We start from the raw sequence: 16472 nt of genomic DNA, 5'->3' as shown, positions 1-16472 counted from the left end.
GCTGGCCTATATCGTAAACGCACACCGGAAAAACGCCATGAGCCGCCAGACCCGCTCTTCCACTCCCTACGGTACGGATGATGAACGCTGGGAAGCCGTGCGTACCCGAGATGCCCAGGCCGACGGCCATTTCGTCTATGCCGTGCGAACCACGGGCGTGTACTGCCGGCCCAGCTCGTCGGCACGGCTGCCCAAACGCGAGAACATTGAATTCTTCACTTCGGCACAGCTGGCCGAAGCCGCAGGCTACCGCCCCAGCCGGCGCACACAGGGCGACCGCAGCGCCGCAGCGGCGGAACGCGCGGCGCTGGTGGCACAAGCCTGCCGCCTGATTGACACCGCGGAAACCGCTCCCAGCCTGGACGAACTGGCCGCCCAGGCTGGCATGAGTCCCTTTCATTTCCACCGTGTATTCAAGGCAGAAACTGGCCTGACGCCCAAGGCCTATGTCACGGCCTACCGTGCCCGAAAACTGCGCCAGGAACTGCATTCTTCCGCCGGCACTGTGGCCGACGCGATCTATGGCGCAGGCTTCAACTCCAATAGCCGCTTCTATGAAACCGCCGGCCAGGTACTGGGCATGCGGGCCAAGGACTACCGTGCGGGCGGCGTAGGCGCGGTCATCCGTTTTGCCGTCGCCGAATCCGCACTCGGGGCAATTCTGGTGGCACAGAGCCAACGCGGCATTTGCACCATCCTGATGGGGGATGACCCGGACCTGCTCGTGCGCGACCTGCAGGATCATTTCCCCAAGGCCGAACTGATCGGTGGCGATAGCGACTTCGAACAGCTGGTCGCCCAGGTCGTCGGTTTCGTCGAAGCGCCCGGCATCGGCCTGAATCTACCGCTGGATGTGCGTGGTACCGCATTCCAGCAGCGCGTCTGGCAAGCCTTGCGCGAGATCCCGGTGGGCGAAACGGCCAGTTATGCAGAGATCGCCGCACGCATCGGCGCGCCCAAGGCGGTTCGTGCCGTCGCGCAAGCCTGTGCGGCCAACCGCATTGCCGTTGCCATTCCTTGCCACCGCGTCGTGCGGCGCAATGGCGACATCTCGGGCTATCGCTGGGGCGTTGAGCGCAAGCGGGAACTGCTGCGCCGCGAATCCCGGACATGAGCACGAGCGCCATGATGGATACCTGGGCAGCCGCCGTCGAAACCCTGGACTGGGCAGGCATAGAGAACCAGTTGAATGCGGAGGGCTATGCCCTGCTGCCCGGCCTGCTTGCTCCTGCCGCGTCCCTGGCGCAGGAGACAGGACGCCTGCGGCGGGTGTCGCTGGAAACCGCCAATTTGGGCCGTGGCTTGCTGTATGACTACGCGCAGCCCCTGCCGGAACCGCTGGCTCGCTTGCGCGCGTTGCTCTATCCCGCTCTGGCTGAGATCGCCAACCGCTGGAACGAAAAACTGGGTATCGAGTACCGCTACCCGGCAGCGCTGCAAACCTTCCTGCAACGCCAGCACGCAGCGCAGCAGACACGAACCTTGAGCGCCCTGTACCAGCTGAGGGAGTCCGACTACCTGGGGCTGCACCAACAGGCCGAGGGCGAGCATGTCTTTCCACTGCAGCTGATCGGTCTGCTGTCAGCGCCCGGCATAGATTTCACAGGTGGCGAATTCGTCATGACAGAACAACGGCCACGCATGCAATCGCGGCCCATGGTCTTGCCCCTGCGCCAAGGCGATGCTGCACTCATCAGCACCGCGCAACGACCCGTCCTGGGCAGCAAGGGCTATTACCGAGTGAACCTGAAGCACGCCATCAGTCGCGTGCGCCAAGGGGAACGCACCGGACTGACGCTTTTCTTCCATGATGCCCCCTGACACCCGACAAAACCTGGAGCAACGCCTGGCCCAGCACGCCTGGACAGCGTTTGAAGATAGCCTGTCCCTTGATGGCTATGCCGTCTTGCCGCAAGTGTTGACGCCCGCGCAATGCGTTGAGACCGCGGCGTTGTTTCCGCAGAAAGACTTGTTCCGCAGCCAAATCGTGATGGAGCGCTACGGGTTTGGCCGTGGGAAATACCAGTATTTTCGCTATCCCCTGCCCGATCTGGTCGGCCGCTTGCGTGCGGCCTTGTACCCCTATCTCGCCCCGATTGCGAATCGCTGGCACGCGGCCATGCGCCTTGATGAGCGCTTTCCCGCCACGCATGCCGAGTTTCTGGCGATCTGCCACGGCGCAGGACAACACCGGCCCACGCCGCTGCTATTGCGGTACCAGGCCAATGATTACACCTGTCTGCATCAGGATTTGTATGGGAAGCATGTCTTCCCGCTGCAAGCCGTCGTGCTGCTGAACCAGCCAGGCCGGGACTTCGCGGGTGGCGAACTGCTCCTGGCTGAAAGCGATCCCAAGCGCCCCGGCCGGGCGGAGGTCGTGCCCTGGCATCAGGGGGATGCGGTGGTGTTCGCCGTCAACCACCGTCCGGTGCGTTCGTCACGCGGATACTATCGAGCACATCTGCGCCATGGCGTGTGCCGGTTGCTTGCGGGAGAACGGCATACCTTGGGCGTGATTTTTCACGATGCCGGATAGGCTTGCTTCAAGCCCGCCCGCTGGCAGGCCTTGCCCGACAGGCCTGCCAGCGGCACAAGGGCACGCAAGAGCTAGGGTGCGGCACGCTCCAGCCAAGGCAAGGTATAGAGTTTTTCGTCCTGGCCCAGCGATTCGTGGATCTGCCGCCGCACTACCGGCGACTCTTGATAAATCCGGATCAATTGCTGCAAGCGCGGATCGGTCGGTTCACCATCGCGAGCCACAAAATGGATCGCATATTTCTCGTCCTCTGCGCCGGAATAGGCCAGCCCGCCGGAGGCCACGTCATTGCGGCCTGCAGCGACAAAAAACAGCGGCGCCCCGACCGCCAGATCGACATCATCAAGTGCTCGTGCCAGCTGCGGGCCGGGCACTTCAACGAACTTCAACTTCTTGGGGTTTTCAATGATGTCGTGCACCGTGCTGAATGAATCCTCCGGATTTTTCAGTTTGATCAAGCCCAGCTTCTGCAAAAACAGCAGTTGCCGCCCCTGATTGGTCACATCGTCATACACCGAAATGGTCGCGCCTTCCGGCACGGCATCCAAGGAACGGATGGATTTGGAAAACAGGCCGACATTCATCAGAAAGCCGACATCCACCACTTTGAAACGGTAGCCGCGCGCTTTGGCGGCGTTATCCAGGAAAGGCAGGTGCTGGAAGAAATTCGCGTCCAGATCCTTGGCCGCCAGGGCTTCATTCGGCGCAGTCCAATCGCTGAACTCGATCACTTCAACATCCAGCCCTTGCTTCTTGGCCTCTGCCGCCGTGGCTTCCAAGGACGGCGCTGTCACGGCCGACACCCCGATTTTCAAGGGCGCCGCCTGAACCGCCGCTGCCATCAGCAAACCCGCAGCGCCCAGCGCCAGCCACAGCTTTTTCTTTGCTTGTTGAATCATCTCTATCTCTATTTCACTTCGGAAACCGGGCTGTTGGGCGCCTGCGCGCCTTGCCCATTTGCCAGCCAGGTCAGGCTGTAGAATTTTTCTTCCCCCGCATAGGAATCATGCACCCGCTGCCGAACCGCCTCGGAGGACTGATAGATCCGGACGAACTGCCGGATGCGCGGATCCTCGGCGTTGTCCGCCCGCGTGACGAACTGGATGCCCCAGAACGGGTCGGTTCCCGTGCTGTAGAACAGCCCCTGATGCGCCGTTTCCGCCAGCCCGGCCTGCACCAGGCTGCCTGGCGTAACCACCACCAGATCCGCATCATCCAGCGCACGCGGCAGTTGCGGCCCGGCCAGTTCCACAAACACCAGTTTCCCCGGATTCTCGGCAATATCGTCCAGCTGCGCCAACCTCGGTGCATCCGGCCGCAAACGGATCAAGCCGGCATCCTGCAAGGTCTCCAGGGCCCGTGTCTGATTGGAGGTATCGTTGGCCAACGCCACGCGCGCGCCTTGGGGCAAATCCGTCAATGCGGCATGGCGCTTTGAAAACAGACCGATATTGCCGCGCACACCCGGCCCGACACTGCGCAGGTTCTGGCGGTTTTCCCGATTGAAGGTATCCAGAAACGCCTGATGCTGGTAATAGTTCAAGTCCAGGTCGCCGTTGACCAGCGCCGTATTGGGCAAGGTCCAATCCGTAAACTCGACCAACTGCACCGCCAGCCCTGCGGCCTTGGCCTCGTCCGCCGCGATTTGCGCCGAATCGGCCAACGCACCCGGCGTCACGCCGATTTTCAGGGTCTGCGCGCCCGCCGTTCCCAGGTACAGGGCCAGCACGGCCATCCCGCCAACCACGCGGGCCCATGCCGAACGCCGCTTTGCTGCCCGCGCCCCCTGCCCCATCATGACTGCACCTCTGTGGCCGCTTCCGACTCCGGTGTCGCTGCCCCGCCCTCCCGCACGCGCCACTGCGCGGCAGGATGGCTCTCCGGCAAGCGGTCCCCCTGGCCGAACAACTTCTGGCGCAAGGTACCCGGCGCATAAGCCGTACGGTAACGGCCCCGATTCTGCAATTCCGGCACCACAATTTCGGCAAAGTCCTCCCAGGTTTCAGGCACCACGATACGCGTCAGGTTGAAACCGTCTATCTCCCCCTCGTCCATCCAGCGCTCCATCTCGTCTGCCACCTGGCTGGCGTCCCCGACAATGGTGTTGTAGCGGCTGCCCAGCCGGAACTGCTCCAACAACTGACGACGGGTCGTCCAGCCCTGCTGCTGCGCCGCCTGGCCCGCCGACTGAATGGCATTGCTCTTGCCGTATTGAATCGGCTCATCCAGGTCATATTGCGAGAAATCAATACCGGTGCTGGCGGAGAAATGCGCCAGCCCGCCTTCTGCGCTGGCGTGGCTCAGGTAATCCGCATATTTTTCCCTGGCTTCGGCTTCCGTCCGCCCCGGCACGACGGCAAGCCCTACATAGATCTTCAGCGCAGCCGGGTCGCGGCCGGCATCCGCCGCCGCCTGGCGCAAACGCCGCGAGGTTTCCCGGGCGACGGCCGGCGTCGCGGCGCCTATGAAAATTCCTTCTGCATGCTGCCCGGCAAAGCTGCGTCCGCGCGCGGACGTTCCGGCCTGAAAAAGCACGGGCGTGCGCTGCGGCGACGGCGCGCTCATATGAATGGCATTGGCACGGTAGAACGGCCCCTCATGCCGGATGGCATGCACTTTTTCCGGCAGCGCATGAATCCGCCTGGCGCGATCCGCAATCACCGCGCCGTCCTCCCAGCTGCCTTCCCAGAGCTTATAGGCCAGCGTCAGGAAATCATCGGCCCTGTCATAACGAGCATCATGTTCTGCCAGGCCATCCTGCCCCAGTCCCCGCGCGCCGCTATCCACGTAGCCAGTCACGATATTCCAGCCGATCCGGCCATTGCTCAACTGATCCAGCGTGGAAACATCACGCGCAAAGGTATAGGGATTGTGCGCCCCTACCGTCGCCGTCACACCAAATCCGATATGCTCGGTCACCGCCGCCATCGCGGACACCAGCAGCCAGGGGTTGTTGACAGGCAACTGCACGGCTTCCCGCAAGGTCAGATCGACATTGCCTTGATAGACGTCGTAGTAACCCACCACATCGGCAATAAAAATGCCGTCGAACAGCCCGCGCTCCAGCGTTCTGGCAATGTCCGTCCAGTATTTCAGCGTGTGGTATTCAGTGGAACGATCCCGCGAATGCGTCCACAGCCCATGATGAATATGGCCCACGCAATTCATATTGAACGCGTTGACGTGAATCTGCTTTTTCGGTTGTGACATGGCAACGCTCACGGTTTCAGCCAGGTCAGGCGATAGAGCCTGGGCTCGTTCTGATAGAACGTCTGGATGGTCTGGCGCACGGCAGGCGAATGCTTGTAGATTTCCAGAAATTCGGCAATGCGCGGGTCTGCGGCACGATCCTGGCGCGCCACGAACTGAATCGCCCAGGAGTCATCCTCATAGCTGGTCAGGGCCAAGGCCTTGGTGGCATCGAACGCCTTGGAGGCCAGGATGAAATACGGAAAGCCCTGCGCCAGATCCACATCCTGGGTGGCGCGAGCCAGTTGCGGACCTTCCACCTCGACGAATTTCAGGCGTTTGGGGTTGGCCTGGATATCCTCCAGCGTGCCCAACAGACCGGTATCCGGGCGCAACGTGATCAAGCCGGCATGTTGCAGCAAACGCAAGCCCCGGCCGACATTGACCGCATCACTGGCGATAGCCACCGTCGCTCCGTCCGGTATCTCGGCCAGCGATCCGTGCTTGAGCGAGTATAGCCCCAGATAGGACAGGATGCCCGGCTGTACGCTGGTAAAGGCAAAGCCCTTGTCACGCATGGCGTTGGCCAGATAGTTGCTGTTCTGGTAATAGTTCAGGTCGATATCACCGGCATCCAGCGCCACATTGGGCGTTGCCCAATCGGTAAACTCGACCACCTGCACATCCAGCCCCTGTTTCTTGGCCTCGGCGGCGGCAACCTCTACCGAGTCGGCGAAAATACCGGGCACGACGCCGATTTTTAGCGGGGCGGCCGCTGCCGTCCCTGCCACCATCGCCGTCACAGCCAGCGCAAACAGTGATTTCAAAAACATGTTCATTGTGATGAGATCCAAAACAATCAAAGTGCGCCATGGCGCGGCGGAAAGATGCCATTGAGGGTGTAGTTACCGATTGCGTGGTACTTCCAGCGCACCGGATCATGCAGCGTGTGCACCCTGGCATTGCGCCAGAAACGATCCAGGCCCAGGCCGTCCAGCGTGGCGCCGGTGCCGGCCAGCTCGAACAACTTGTTGCCGGCCAGCAAACTGGCACTGGTGCTCAGCGCCTTGGCCTGCGCCACGGCGATCGAGGCGCGCGCAACGCTGTCTTCGTCGGGCGCCTGCTGCGCCGCATCCACCAGTTGCGCCGCGCGCGCGACCAAGGCGTCGGCCGCTCGCAGGCGCACATGGACATTGCCCAGCTGCTGCAACAGCAAGGGGTCATCGCTGGCGCGTTCCACGCCGGCATCTATCCATGGCCGTGCCTGCTCACGCACAAAAGGCAAGGTCGCCGCCAACGCGCCGTGACCGATACCGGCATCCAGGGCCGCATGGATGATCTGTGCAAACGGGCCTATCGTGGTCGGTTTCTCGAACGATGTCTGGAACGGCACCACCCAGCCCGGATCCACGCGCACGCGCTGGAACCGGACGGAACCGCTGCCCGTCACGCGCTGCCCGAAACCGTCCCAGTCATCCGTAATTTCCACCCCTTCGGCAGCCCGCGGCACAAATACCAGATACTGCCGCTCGCCGTCGCGATCCTGGGCCGTCACCAGCGTCGGAATCCAATGCGAGAAAATTGCACCCGTGCAATAGAACTTGCTGCCTTCCACGTACCAGCCATCGGTTTCCCGCAGCAGCCGCGTGCGGCGCTTGAAATCCTTGTGGCCGATTTCCGCCAGGGCATTCCCCAGCCGTTCGCCGCGCAGTACGCGATCATAGAAAAAGGCCTTCTGCTCTTCGGAACCGCCTACGCGCAGCACTTCCAGCGCATAGAAATGGTTTTGAGGAATATGGCCGAAATTACCGTCGGCCGCCGCTATCGTGGCTACCACTTTGGCCAATACACCGGTGGAAACGCCTGCCCCGCCATAGGCCTTGGGAATCGTGATGCCCCAAAGACCGCTCTGGCTGAACGCCTCCACTTCCCGCCAGGGCAGAATACGTTCACGGTCACGGCGCACGGCCTCGACCGCCAGTTCCCCCGCCAACCGTTGCGCCACCCGCAATGCTTCGGCCTCGTCAGCGATCACCGCCGCAGGCCGTATGGCCAAAGGCGCTACCTCGACCGCAAGTGCTTCGCTTTCCTGTGGCACGGCCACGTCATCAAATCGTGTCATCCCTCTGTTCTCCCCGCCTGCCCGGCTTGATTAATTCCATTGATGCCGACGCGGCAGCGCACCATTGAGCAAATAATTGCCCAGCAGGTGATATTTCCAGCGCACCGGGTCATGCAAGGTATGAACCCGCGCATTGCGCCAATGACGATCCAGGTTATGGGCAGCACGTGTCGCTGATGACCCTGCGAGCGCAAACAGCTGTTCACTGGCGGCCAAGGCCGCTTCCGTCGTCAAAATCTTGGCCTCTGCCACAGCCACCGACGCCCTGGCCGCAGCCGCCTCATCCACGGCGGGCAGCGCCGCCAGTTCATCCAGCGTCCGGGCGCTTTCCAGCAACACGGCATAGGCGGCATCCACCTCGACCTGCAATTGCCCGACTTCCTGAATCAAATGCGGGTCCAGCGTGGCGCTGCTCACGCCCGAATCCACCCACGGCCGGCTCTTTTCGCGCACGAAGGCCAATCCATCGGCCAGCGCGCCCTGCGCAATGCCCGCGTCTATTGCTGCCTGGATCAGTTGCGACACCGGCCCGGACAGATTGGGAATATCCGCGTGGCGCCACAGCGCGACGACATCATCAGCCTCCACCGCTACCGCATCGAACACCACGCTGCCGCTGGCCGTGGTCCGTTGACCGAAAGAGCTCCAGTCGTCGATCACACGCACGCCCGGCGCATCACGCCGTACCCAGACCTGCACCGGGCGCTCGGCCTCATCAACCGCACGGAAGGGAATCCAGTGCGCAAAGATCGCACCCGTCGAATAAAAACGTGTTCCGCTGACCCGCAGCCCGCCCTGTTCATCCCGATGCAGGCGGGCAGTCGCCTGATAAAGATGGCCAGCCTTGGCCTTGCGTTCCGGGCCGGCATTGCCAAAGCGATGTCCGTCCAGCACGGCGCGGAACCAGCGCGCCTGCTGCTCGGCACTGCCGGTATCCCGCAGGTTCTGGATCAAGGCAAAATGGTTCTGCGGAATCTGGCCCAACGAAGGATCGGCGGCGCATAGCGTTGCAAATACGCGGGCCAGGGTTTCATACGAAGCCTCCAGGCCGCCGTGGGCCCTGGGAATCGTGATCGCGCCCAGGCCGCTGGCGGTATAGCTTTCAATTTCGTCCCAGGGCAGACGGCGTTCGCGATCACGCTGGGCTGCCGTCTGGCGGAACCCCGCCGCCAGTCTCTCGGCCACGGCCAGCGCCTCGGCTTCGCTGGCGATACGATGCGGCGCGCGTGGCGGCAGCGGCAGGCGCCCGGACTCCGTCGCGGGGGATGTCGCAATCAGGTGTTCCTGACCACTCTCGAACTTGCTCATGGGTGCAGCGTCTCCGTTCGGAAATTGAAAAGCACGATCAGCGGCTGCGCAGCCAACGCACATAGGCATCACCACTGGCCTGGACGATGGACACCAACGCAATCAGCACGGCAATCACGATCAGCATGACCTGCGTATCGAAGCGCTGATAGCCATAGCGAATGGCAAGATCGCCCAGGCCCCCGGCCCCGACGGCGCCGGCCATTGCCGAAGAACTGATCAAGGCAACCAACGTGATGGTGAAGCCCCCCACGATGCCGGGCAGCGCCTCCGGCAAATAGACATGGCGCACGATGCTCCACTTTTTGCAGCCCATGGCCTGAGCCGCTTCAATCAGGCCGGGATCCACTTCGCGCAAGCTGACTTCAGCAATCCGGGCAAAAAATGGCGTGGCGCTGATCGCCAGCGGGACGATGGCCGCCCAGACGCCGATGGTGGTTCCGGCAACCAGACGGGTGAAGGGAATCAGTGCGACCAGCAGCACGATGAATGGTGTGGCGCGGAATCCATTGACCACACTGCCAACGGCGCGATTTATCCTGGGCGACGCCAGAAAACCGCCAGGCGCCGTCACGATCAGCAAGATTGCCAGGGGAACGCCGGCAGCCAGCGCAATGACCCCCGACACACCGACCATCATCAACGTGTCGTAGAAAGCCTGCCAATAACGTTCAACGGGAATGGATAGCGTCAGCGACATAACCGATAACCTCTATGTGATGGGCGATGGCCTTGGGGCCACGTGTCAGGGAAGTGAAATCCGGCAACAGCGCCTTGCCGTCCAGCGCCAGCAGCAAACGACCATGCGCATGCCCCTGGATACGATCCACACCTCCGTGAATCAGGCGCTGTTCGCCCGGCAACGCCTGGGCAATACGCAGGAAATCCGGTTCCAGGCCATGCTCTCCGCTATAGTCCAGCGCCAGGATCTGCTCATAACTGCCACTGGCTGGCGGCTGCTGCAACAGCCGGGCCTGCAAGTCCTCCGGCAAACCGTGCTGCAAAGGCGCCAGCAAGGCGCGCGTGGCTGCGTGCTGCGGCGCGCCGAATACTTTCCAGACCTCGCCTTGCTCGACAATGCGGCCTTTTTCCAGCACCAGCACCTGATCGGCAATCTCGCGGATGACGCTCATTTCATGGGTAATGAGAATGACGGTAATCCCCAGGCGTCGATTGATATCGCGCAGCAGCGCAAGAATCGCATGCGTGGTTTCCGGATCCAGGGCGGATGTCGCTTCGTCGCACAGCAGGATCTCCGGATGCGTCGCCAATGCCCGGGCAATGCCGACGCGCTGTTTCTGGCCGCCAGACAACCTGCCGGGATAGGTATCCTGCTTGTCCTGCAGGCCGACCAAAGCCAGTAGCTCATGAACACGCGCGGTGATCTGGGCGCGCGGGACGCCGGCCACCGTCAGCGGCAAGGCCACATTTTCAAATACGGTCTTTGCCGACAGCAGGTTGAAATGCTGAAAGATCATGCCGATCCGGCGGCGCAACTGCACCAGGCCGCTTTCACTCAGCTGGCCGATATCCACGCCATCAACCAGTACCTGCCCGCTGGTAGGTTGCTCCAGGCGATTGATCGTGCGCAACAGGCTGGATTTCCCCGCACCACTACGGCCGATAATGCCGAAAACACTGCCTGCCGGAATATCGAGATTGATCTCTTCGAGCGCCGGCACAGCGCCCGCCGATGAATGATAGGTCTTGCCCACTTGCCGAAAAGACACAGAGCCTGCTCCGTGCGCCTCGGCCAGTTCCTCGACTTTCTCTGCCGGACTGGCTTCATGCAGGATGTCGTTGCCGATCGCGTAACCGCCATCGAAAACATCCCCTTGTGAAAGACTGCGCCGCAAGGCGGTCGTTAACGTCATAGTGGCTCCTCAATGAAGGACTCCGCCCCTGGCACCGGGGGCATCTTCGTCGCCCTGCGAGCCCTCAACGGGCCTCGCCTGGATTGGCCTGGCTGCCGCGCCCGGACCGGCGCAATGACAGACAAGCGCTTGGCGCGCTGCCCGCGGCAGCGCTGAAAACCGGTTCTTACTTGCCTACCCAGGCCAATGTGTACAAACGGTCATCGTTATTGAACGACTGGCGCGTCACTGCCTTGACCTCGGGAGAGTTCTGGTAGATGTCGATGAATTTGCGGATAACCGGATCATTTTCCCGGCCCTCCTTGACCACGAACTGGATGGCGAATTGCTTATCCTCGATGCCCGAATACGCCAAACCGCTGGAAGGGTCGAAAGCCTTGGCTGCCACAATGAAATGCGGATAGCCCTGGGCAATATCGACATCCCCGGTAATCCGCACCAATTGCGGGCCTTCCACTTCCACAAAACTCAGATTCCTGGGGTTCTCGACGATATCGTCCAGCGTTCCGAGATAACCCACTTCCGGCTTCAGCTTGATCAGGCCTGCTTTCTGCAGCAACAGCAAGCCGCGCCCCTGATTCACCGGATCATTGGCAATACCGACCTTGCCGTTTTCCGGCACAGCAGCCACATTGTCATGTTTGAGTGAATAAAGACCGACATTTGCCAGAATGCCGGTATCGGCACTGCGCAATTTGAAGCCCTGCTTGGCAATGGCATTATTCAGAAAAGGCTGGTGCTGAAAATAATTGATGTCGATATCGCCGTTATTCACGGCGACATTCGGCGTCGTCCAATCAGTGAACTCAATGACTTCCACATCTATGCCCTGGGCCTTTGCATCCTTGGCGGCGGCATTGATGGAATCGGCATAAGCGCCCGGCACGACACCGATACGCAACTTGTCTGCCGCATGCGCGGGAATCACTGCCATGGCAATGGCGCTGGCCAGCAGAAAACGCTTGATATTGATCAACATGATGCGACCCTTGAAATAAATTCAATCCTTGCACGCCTGAACACACTGTCTGGCGCCCAATGCTGCAAACCTGAAACGCTCGGAGATATCCCTCCTCGCCTGTCAGAATTGATTGAACCCGCAACCACCCCTGGCGCACCACTATTGTTTATTTATTTCCTTATATGCCTGACCCATTCCGCGCAAATGGCATAACTCAATTGAATATGCTCATTGCAATTCAATTGGAATTTAATAACCGAAGGAAATAAGCAATTCTGATTCACGCGTTGTACGGCCCGGCAATACGCCAACAGCTCCCCCTAAGCCGTGCTTTTGCAGCGTTTGCTGGCAGCGCTGTTTCTTCCCGGTTCTGCCGGCGGCGGCTCATTGCAGGCCTCCCAGTCATGGCGCTGCGCAGGCCTGAAAAATCCAGGGTTCACCTGGCAAGCTTCCTGCCAACCCACTCAATAATCCCAACATATGAGAACAAATCTTATATGTTGATAAATTGTGGCGGGCACGTTAATCTTTTCCCTGTTCCCGGCGTCCAGAATGGCGGGAAACACAAGCAGCGGCCGTCATCCGGGCAGCCGCGGAACATACAAAAGGGGTGGCGCACTGTGCCGCCCGGTGATGGAGACTGACGTGGCAGAGAAAAAACTCAAGGCCGCGATCATCGGTTCCGGCAATATCGGCACGGACCTGATGATCAAGATACTGCGGCACGGCAAAAACCTGGAAATGGGCGCAATGGTCGGCATCGACCCTGCCTCCGACGGCTTGGCACGCGCTGCGCGCCTGGGTGTCGCCACGACGCACGAAGGCGTCGAAGGGCTGATCAAGCTGCCGGTTTTTGCTGACATCGACTTTGTATTCGACGCCACCAGCGCCGGTGCCCACATCAAGAACGACAAGCGGCTGCGCGAAGCCAAGCCCGGTATCCGTGTCATCGACCTGACGCCGGCTGCCATTGGCCCGTACTGCGTGCCCGTCGTGAACCTGAGCGAGCACATCAACGAAGCCAACGTGAACATGGTCACCTGCGGCGGCCAGGCCACCATTCCCATGGTTGCAGCCGTGTCCCGCGTGGCCAAAGTGCACTATGCGGAAATCGTGGCCTCCATCGCCAGCAAATCGGCCGGCCCCGGCACACGTGCCAACATCGACGAGTTCACCGAGACCACCTCGCGCGCCATCGAACAGGTGGGCGGCGCAGCCAAGGGCAAGGCCATCATCGTTCTGAACCCGGCCGAGCCGCCGCTCATCATGCGCGACACGGTCTATGTGCTGAGCGAAGCCGCCGACCAGGCCAAAGTGGAGCAATCCATTGAAGAAATGGCCGCTGCCGTCCATGCCTACGTGCCGGGCTATCGCCTCAAGCAGAAAGTGCAGTTCGACGTCATTCCGCCGGAAGCGCCCCTGAACATCCCCGGCCTGGGCAAATTCAGCGGCCTGAAAACCTCGGTATTCCTGGAAGTCGAAGGCGCGGCGCACTATCTGCCCGCCTACGCCGGCAACCTGGACATCATGACCTCCGCCGCGCTGGCCACTGCCGAAAGCATGGCCGAGTCGATCATCAACGCCTGAGGGGGAGACTTATCATGACCTTCAATCCCGGCAAGAAACTCTATATTTCCGACGTCACGCTGCGTGATGGCAGCCACGCCATCCGCCACCAGTACTCCATTCAGAACGTCAAGGACATTGCCCGCGCACTGGACAAGGCCAAAGTCGATTCCATCGAAGTGGCCCACGGTGACGGCCTGCAAGGCTCCAGCTTCAACTACGGTTTCGGCGCGCATACCGATCTGGAATGGATCGAAGCCGTCGCCGGCGAACTGAGCCACTCGAAGATCGCCACGCTGCTGCTGCCCGGCATCGGTACCATCCATGACCTGGAAAACGCCCACAAGGCCGGCGCCAGCATCGTCCGCGTCGCCACCCACTGCACGGAAGCCGACGTTTCCAAGCAGCACATCGAACGCGCCCGCGAACTGGGCATGGACACGGTCGGCTTCCTGATGATGAGCCACATGACCACGCCGGAAAACCTGGCGGTCGAAGCCAAGAAGATGGAAAGCTACGGCGCCACCACCATCTATGTGGTGGATTCCGGCGGCGCACTGGGCATGCAGGATGTGCGTGACCGCTTCCGCGCGCTGAAAGCCGTGCTCAAGCCCGAAACCACCACCGGCATGCACGCCCACCACAACCTGTCGCTGGGTGTCGCCAACTCCATCGTCGCCGTGGAAGAAGGCTGCGATCGCATCGACGCCAGCCTGGCAGGCATGGGCGCAGGTGCCGGTAACGCGCCGCTGGAAGTCTTCATCGCCGCCGCCGAACGCCTGGGCTGGAACCACGGCACCGACCTCTACACGCTGATGGATGCCGCCGACGACATCGTGCGTCCGCTGCAGGATCGTCCGGTGCGTGTGGACCGCGAAACCCTGGCACTGGGCTACGCTGGCGTGTACTCCAGCTTCCTGCGCCACGCGGAAGTGGCTGCCAAGAAATACGGCATCAGCACGGTTGATATCCTGGTCGAACTGGGCAAGCGCCGCATGGTCGGCGGCCAGGAAGACATGATCGTCGATGTGGCGCTGGATCTGCTGAAGAAATCGGCCTGATATCAAGCCCCGACCCGCAGCCCGGAGCGGTGCGTTGCACCGATGCGGGCTGCCAATAAGCAAAAGCCGGCGCAGAAATGCGCCGGCTTTTGCTTTGGCCTTGCTTTGGCCTTGCTTTGGCCTTGCTTTGGCCTTGCTTTGGCCTTGCTTTGGCCTGGGCTTGTTCACCTACCGACGGACAAGCCTGCCGGAATCTGCGCGGGAGCCGGCTCAGTGCATGCCGGTCTTCCCTGCTCCATACGCCGTGTATCCTTGCCGGACTCCCTGCGCCAACTCCCTGCCCACGGGTAGAATAGCCTCCATTATGTCAACGACTGATCCTGCTCCTCGTGCCCTGGCCAGCCAGACCTTGTTTCGCGGCCTGGACATCATAGATGCCGTCGCCGATGGCTGCATTACCGTGCAGGCGATTGCCGCCCGCACCGGTGTCAGCTTCAGCACTACGCACCGGCTGGCTTCCGCCCTCGTGCAGGCCCGCTATCTGCATTTCGAACCTCGTCGGGGCTACCGCCTGGGCAACCGTTTGCTGGAACTGGGCTTTGCCGCATACCGGGAGTCCACGCTCACCAGTTGCGCCCGGCCGCATCTTGAACGACTGGCCGAAGAAACCCAGGATACCGTGCACCTGGCGTCGCTGGATGGCAATGGCATCATCTATCTGGACAAGATTGGCGGCCAGCGCCCGGTACAGGTCAACACCCGCATCGGTGGGCGCAAACCGATCTGTGGCACTGGCGTCGGCAAATCGCTGATCCTCGACGAAACCCCTGAGCAGTGGCTGCAACGCTATGAGCATGATGCTGTCCGGGGCGACATCCAGATTCCGCGCGATGCGTGGATGGAAATGATGGCGCGCTATGCCCAGGGCGGCTACAGCATGGATCTCGAAGAAAATGCTGCAGGCATACGCTGCGTGGCAGCGCCCGTGCGCGACATCAGCAACCGCATCATCGCCGCAATCAGCGTGACCGGCACGGCCCCCTATACCGATGAAGCACGCATGCGTGCGCTCATCCCGGTTGTGCAACTGGCGGCACGCCAGATCAGCGAAGCGCTGGGCAGCCAAGTCTGAACCAAATGGCGGCGCCTGGCCAGCCAAAGGCTACGACGCCGCTACACATCGGATTTTTTTCATGATATCGCTTCATTCCACCTACCGCATTTCCCCCGCCCAGCCCGCAGACGCAGCAGAATGCCTGCGCCTGCGCGGCCTGACCCGTGAAAACGCGTTCAGTCCGTCTGAACTGCAGGCGCTGGGGATCACGGAAGCCAGTTGGCGGGCAGGTATCGAAAGCGGAGAACTGATCGGCCAGATCGCCTGGGCCGGCGCACGCATGGCCGGTTACTGCTTTGCAGACAGAAGCACAGGCGAAATCATGGTGCTGGCCCTGTTGCCAGAAGATGAAGGCCATGGCCTGGGTCGTTTGCTGCTGACGCAGGTCGTGGAGACTTTGCGGCAATTCGGTTGGCGCACCCTGTTCCTGTCGTGTTCCAGTGATCCCGGGGTACGTTCCTACGGCTTTTACCGCCACCTGGGCTGGAGGCATGAAGGTGCCACGGATGACGCCGGGGATCACATCCTGGTGTTGACGCTCGCGGACTAAAGAAGGCCGACCGGGCCGTGATTGCGGTGGCCCAGGCACCCTGAGCCGCCTACTACGGGCGGGGCGCTGCGATAGCGGATTCCGCCGCCCCAAAGACAAAACCCCTCTCTGCGCATGCAGAGAGGGGTTTTGAGGATAAGAGCTTGACGATGACCTACTTTCACAGACGTCCGTCCACTATCATCGGCGCGAAGGCGTTTCACTGTCCTGTTCGGGATGGGAAGGAGTGGTACCACCTTGCTATGGTCGTC

General features: G+C 61.4%; 16 protein-coding genes and 1 rRNA gene. 7 read left to right on the top strand and 10 right to left on the bottom strand.

The features are described 5' to 3' along the window. Nucleotides 1–37 precede the first annotated feature (37 nt). Genes ada through ACNA1V_RS08085 form a run of 3 tightly spaced genes read left to right on the top strand, consistent with a single transcriptional unit; the run spans nucleotide 38 to nucleotide 2536 of the window. Nucleotides 38–1114: a bifunctional DNA-binding transcriptional regulator/O6-methylguanine-DNA methyltransferase Ada gene (gene ada / locus ACNA1V_RS08095; protein ID WP_415833089.1), complete on the top strand. Its 1077-nt coding sequence runs from the start codon at nucleotides 38–40 to the stop codon at nucleotides 1112–1114. Then, on the top strand, nucleotides 1111–1821 hold the full coding sequence (locus tag ACNA1V_RS08090) for a 2OG-Fe(II) oxygenase (RefSeq protein ID WP_415833088.1): 711 nt from the start codon (nucleotides 1111–1113) through the stop codon (nucleotides 1819–1821). The genes ada and ACNA1V_RS08090 overlap by 4 nt, the downstream gene beginning before the upstream one ends. Then, the gene (locus ACNA1V_RS08085; protein ID WP_415833087.1) at nucleotides 1808–2536 is read left to right on the top strand and encodes a 2OG-Fe(II) oxygenase; all 729 of its coding nucleotides are present in this window, start codon (nucleotides 1808–1810) and stop codon (nucleotides 2534–2536) included. Before ACNA1V_RS08090 ends, ACNA1V_RS08085 begins: the two co-directional genes overlap by 14 nt. Nucleotides 2537–2607: 71 nt before the next feature. Here the strand turns inward: ACNA1V_RS08085 and ACNA1V_RS08080 are convergent, their stop codons facing one another. The 9 genes from ACNA1V_RS08080 to ACNA1V_RS08040 form a co-directional block, all read right to left on the bottom strand. After that, nucleotides 2608–3435: a MetQ/NlpA family ABC transporter substrate-binding protein gene (locus ACNA1V_RS08080; RefSeq protein WP_415833086.1), complete on the bottom strand. Its 828-nt coding sequence runs from the start codon at nucleotides 3433–3435 to the stop codon at nucleotides 2608–2610. Nucleotides 3436–3443: 8 nt separating this feature from the next. Beyond that, nucleotides 3444–4334 (bottom strand): MetQ/NlpA family ABC transporter substrate-binding protein, encoded by an 891-nt coding sequence (locus tag ACNA1V_RS08075; RefSeq protein ID WP_415833085.1) that lies wholly within the window; start codon nucleotides 4332–4334, stop codon nucleotides 3444–3446. Then, a complete protein-coding gene (locus ACNA1V_RS08070; RefSeq protein WP_415833084.1) occupies nucleotides 4331–5746 on the bottom strand; it encodes an LLM class flavin-dependent oxidoreductase in 1416 nt (471 codons plus the stop codon). The genes ACNA1V_RS08075 and ACNA1V_RS08070 overlap by 4 nt, the downstream gene beginning before the upstream one ends. 8 nt (nucleotides 5747–5754) lie before the next feature. Further along, complete coding sequence (locus tag ACNA1V_RS08065) at nucleotides 5755–6558, bottom strand: MetQ/NlpA family ABC transporter substrate-binding protein (RefSeq protein ID WP_415833165.1); 804 nt, start codon at nucleotides 6556–6558, stop codon at nucleotides 5755–5757. A 26-nt stretch (nucleotides 6559–6584) separates the two neighbouring features. After that, nucleotides 6585–7847, bottom strand: coding sequence for an SfnB family sulfur acquisition oxidoreductase (locus ACNA1V_RS08060; protein WP_415833083.1), 1263 nt, complete (start codon nucleotides 7845–7847; stop codon nucleotides 6585–6587). Between the two features lie 30 nt (nucleotides 7848–7877). Then, complete coding sequence (locus ACNA1V_RS08055; RefSeq protein WP_415833082.1) at nucleotides 7878–9155, bottom strand: SfnB family sulfur acquisition oxidoreductase; 1278 nt, start codon at nucleotides 9153–9155, stop codon at nucleotides 7878–7880. A 37-nt stretch (nucleotides 9156–9192) separates the two neighbouring features. Further along, on the bottom strand, nucleotides 9193–9855 hold the full coding sequence (locus ACNA1V_RS08050; protein ID WP_415833081.1) for a methionine ABC transporter permease: 663 nt from the start codon (nucleotides 9853–9855) through the stop codon (nucleotides 9193–9195). After that, complete coding sequence (locus ACNA1V_RS08045) at nucleotides 9827–11029, bottom strand: methionine ABC transporter ATP-binding protein (protein WP_415833080.1); 1203 nt, start codon at nucleotides 11027–11029, stop codon at nucleotides 9827–9829. The genes ACNA1V_RS08050 and ACNA1V_RS08045 overlap by 29 nt, the downstream gene beginning before the upstream one ends. A 166-nt stretch (nucleotides 11030–11195) precedes the next feature. Next, complete coding sequence (locus ACNA1V_RS08040) at nucleotides 11196–12008, bottom strand: MetQ/NlpA family ABC transporter substrate-binding protein (RefSeq protein WP_415833079.1); 813 nt, start codon at nucleotides 12006–12008, stop codon at nucleotides 11196–11198. A 615-nt stretch (nucleotides 12009–12623) separates the two neighbouring features. On the opposite strand from ACNA1V_RS08040, the gene ACNA1V_RS08035 reads away from it, so the two are divergent. The 4 genes from ACNA1V_RS08035 to ACNA1V_RS08020 all read left to right on the top strand — a co-directional run bounded on the left by ACNA1V_RS08035 (nucleotide 12624) and on the right by ACNA1V_RS08020 (nucleotide 16221). Beyond that, nucleotides 12624–13577: an acetaldehyde dehydrogenase (acetylating) gene (locus tag ACNA1V_RS08035; protein WP_415833078.1), complete on the top strand. Its 954-nt coding sequence runs from the start codon at nucleotides 12624–12626 to the stop codon at nucleotides 13575–13577. 14 nt (nucleotides 13578–13591) lie between these two features. Then, nucleotides 13592–14617 (top strand): 4-hydroxy-2-oxovalerate aldolase, encoded by a 1026-nt coding sequence (gene dmpG / locus ACNA1V_RS08030; RefSeq protein ID WP_068375071.1) that lies wholly within the window; start codon nucleotides 13592–13594, stop codon nucleotides 14615–14617. Nucleotides 14618–14921: 304 nt separating this feature from the next. Continuing rightward, nucleotides 14922–15689: an IclR family transcriptional regulator gene (locus ACNA1V_RS08025; protein WP_415833077.1), complete on the top strand. Its 768-nt coding sequence runs from the start codon at nucleotides 14922–14924 to the stop codon at nucleotides 15687–15689. A gap of 61 nt (nucleotides 15690–15750) precedes the next feature. Then, a complete protein-coding gene (locus ACNA1V_RS08020) occupies nucleotides 15751–16221 on the top strand; it encodes a GNAT family N-acetyltransferase (protein ID WP_415833076.1) in 471 nt (156 codons plus the stop codon). A gap of 141 nt (nucleotides 16222–16362) precedes the next feature. On the opposite strand, the gene rrf is transcribed toward ACNA1V_RS08020, so the two are convergent. Then, nucleotides 16363–16472 (bottom strand): 5S ribosomal RNA (gene rrf / locus ACNA1V_RS08015); the annotation flags it as partial.

It is taken from the genome of Kerstersia similis, assembly GCF_965139615.1.
Classification (GTDB): domain Bacteria; phylum Pseudomonadota; class Gammaproteobacteria; order Burkholderiales; family Burkholderiaceae_B; genus Kerstersia; species Kerstersia similis.
Note: the sequence above shows the minus strand (reverse complement) of the source record. Positions and strands in the feature narration are given on the sequence as shown.

What these genes read in the sequence shown, in the direction of transcription:
- ada (WP_415833089.1), top strand. Translation starts at nt 38, where the DNA reads ATGAGCCGCCAGACCCGCTCTTCCACTCCCTACGGTACGGATGATGAA.
- ACNA1V_RS08090 (WP_415833088.1), top strand. Translation starts at nt 1,111, where the DNA reads ATGAGCACGAGCGCCATGATGGATACCTGGGCAGCCGCCGTCGAAACC.
- ACNA1V_RS08085 (WP_415833087.1), top strand. Translation starts at nt 1,808, where the DNA reads ATGATGCCCCCTGACACCCGACAAAACCTGGAGCAACGCCTGGCCCAG.
- ACNA1V_RS08080 (WP_415833086.1), bottom strand. Translation starts at nt 3,435, where the DNA reads ATGATTCAACAAGCAAAGAAAAAGCTGTGGCTGGCGCTGGGCGCTGCG.
- ACNA1V_RS08075 (WP_415833085.1), bottom strand. Translation starts at nt 4,334, where the DNA reads ATGATGGGGCAGGGGGCGCGGGCAGCAAAGCGGCGTTCGGCATGGGCC.
- ACNA1V_RS08070 (WP_415833084.1), bottom strand. Translation starts at nt 5,746, where the DNA reads ATGTCACAACCGAAAAAGCAGATTCACGTCAACGCGTTCAATATGAAT.
- ACNA1V_RS08065 (WP_415833165.1), bottom strand. Translation starts at nt 6,558, where the DNA reads ATGTTTTTGAAATCACTGTTTGCGCTGGCTGTGACGGCGATGGTGGCA.
- ACNA1V_RS08060 (WP_415833083.1), bottom strand. Translation starts at nt 7,847, where the DNA reads ATGACACGATTTGATGACGTGGCCGTGCCACAGGAAAGCGAAGCACTT.
- ACNA1V_RS08055 (WP_415833082.1), bottom strand. Translation starts at nt 9,155, where the DNA reads ATGAGCAAGTTCGAGAGTGGTCAGGAACACCTGATTGCGACATCCCCC.
- ACNA1V_RS08050 (WP_415833081.1), bottom strand. Translation starts at nt 9,855, where the DNA reads ATGTCGCTGACGCTATCCATTCCCGTTGAACGTTATTGGCAGGCTTTC.
- ACNA1V_RS08045 (WP_415833080.1), bottom strand. Translation starts at nt 11,029, where the DNA reads ATGACGTTAACGACCGCCTTGCGGCGCAGTCTTTCACAAGGGGATGTT.
- ACNA1V_RS08040 (WP_415833079.1), bottom strand. Translation starts at nt 12,008, where the DNA reads ATGTTGATCAATATCAAGCGTTTTCTGCTGGCCAGCGCCATTGCCATG.
- ACNA1V_RS08035 (WP_415833078.1), top strand. Translation starts at nt 12,624, where the DNA reads ATGGAGACTGACGTGGCAGAGAAAAAACTCAAGGCCGCGATCATCGGT.
- dmpG (WP_068375071.1), top strand. Translation starts at nt 13,592, where the DNA reads ATGACCTTCAATCCCGGCAAGAAACTCTATATTTCCGACGTCACGCTG.
- ACNA1V_RS08025 (WP_415833077.1), top strand. Translation starts at nt 14,922, where the DNA reads ATGTCAACGACTGATCCTGCTCCTCGTGCCCTGGCCAGCCAGACCTTG.
- ACNA1V_RS08020 (WP_415833076.1), top strand. Translation starts at nt 15,751, where the DNA reads ATGATATCGCTTCATTCCACCTACCGCATTTCCCCCGCCCAGCCCGCA.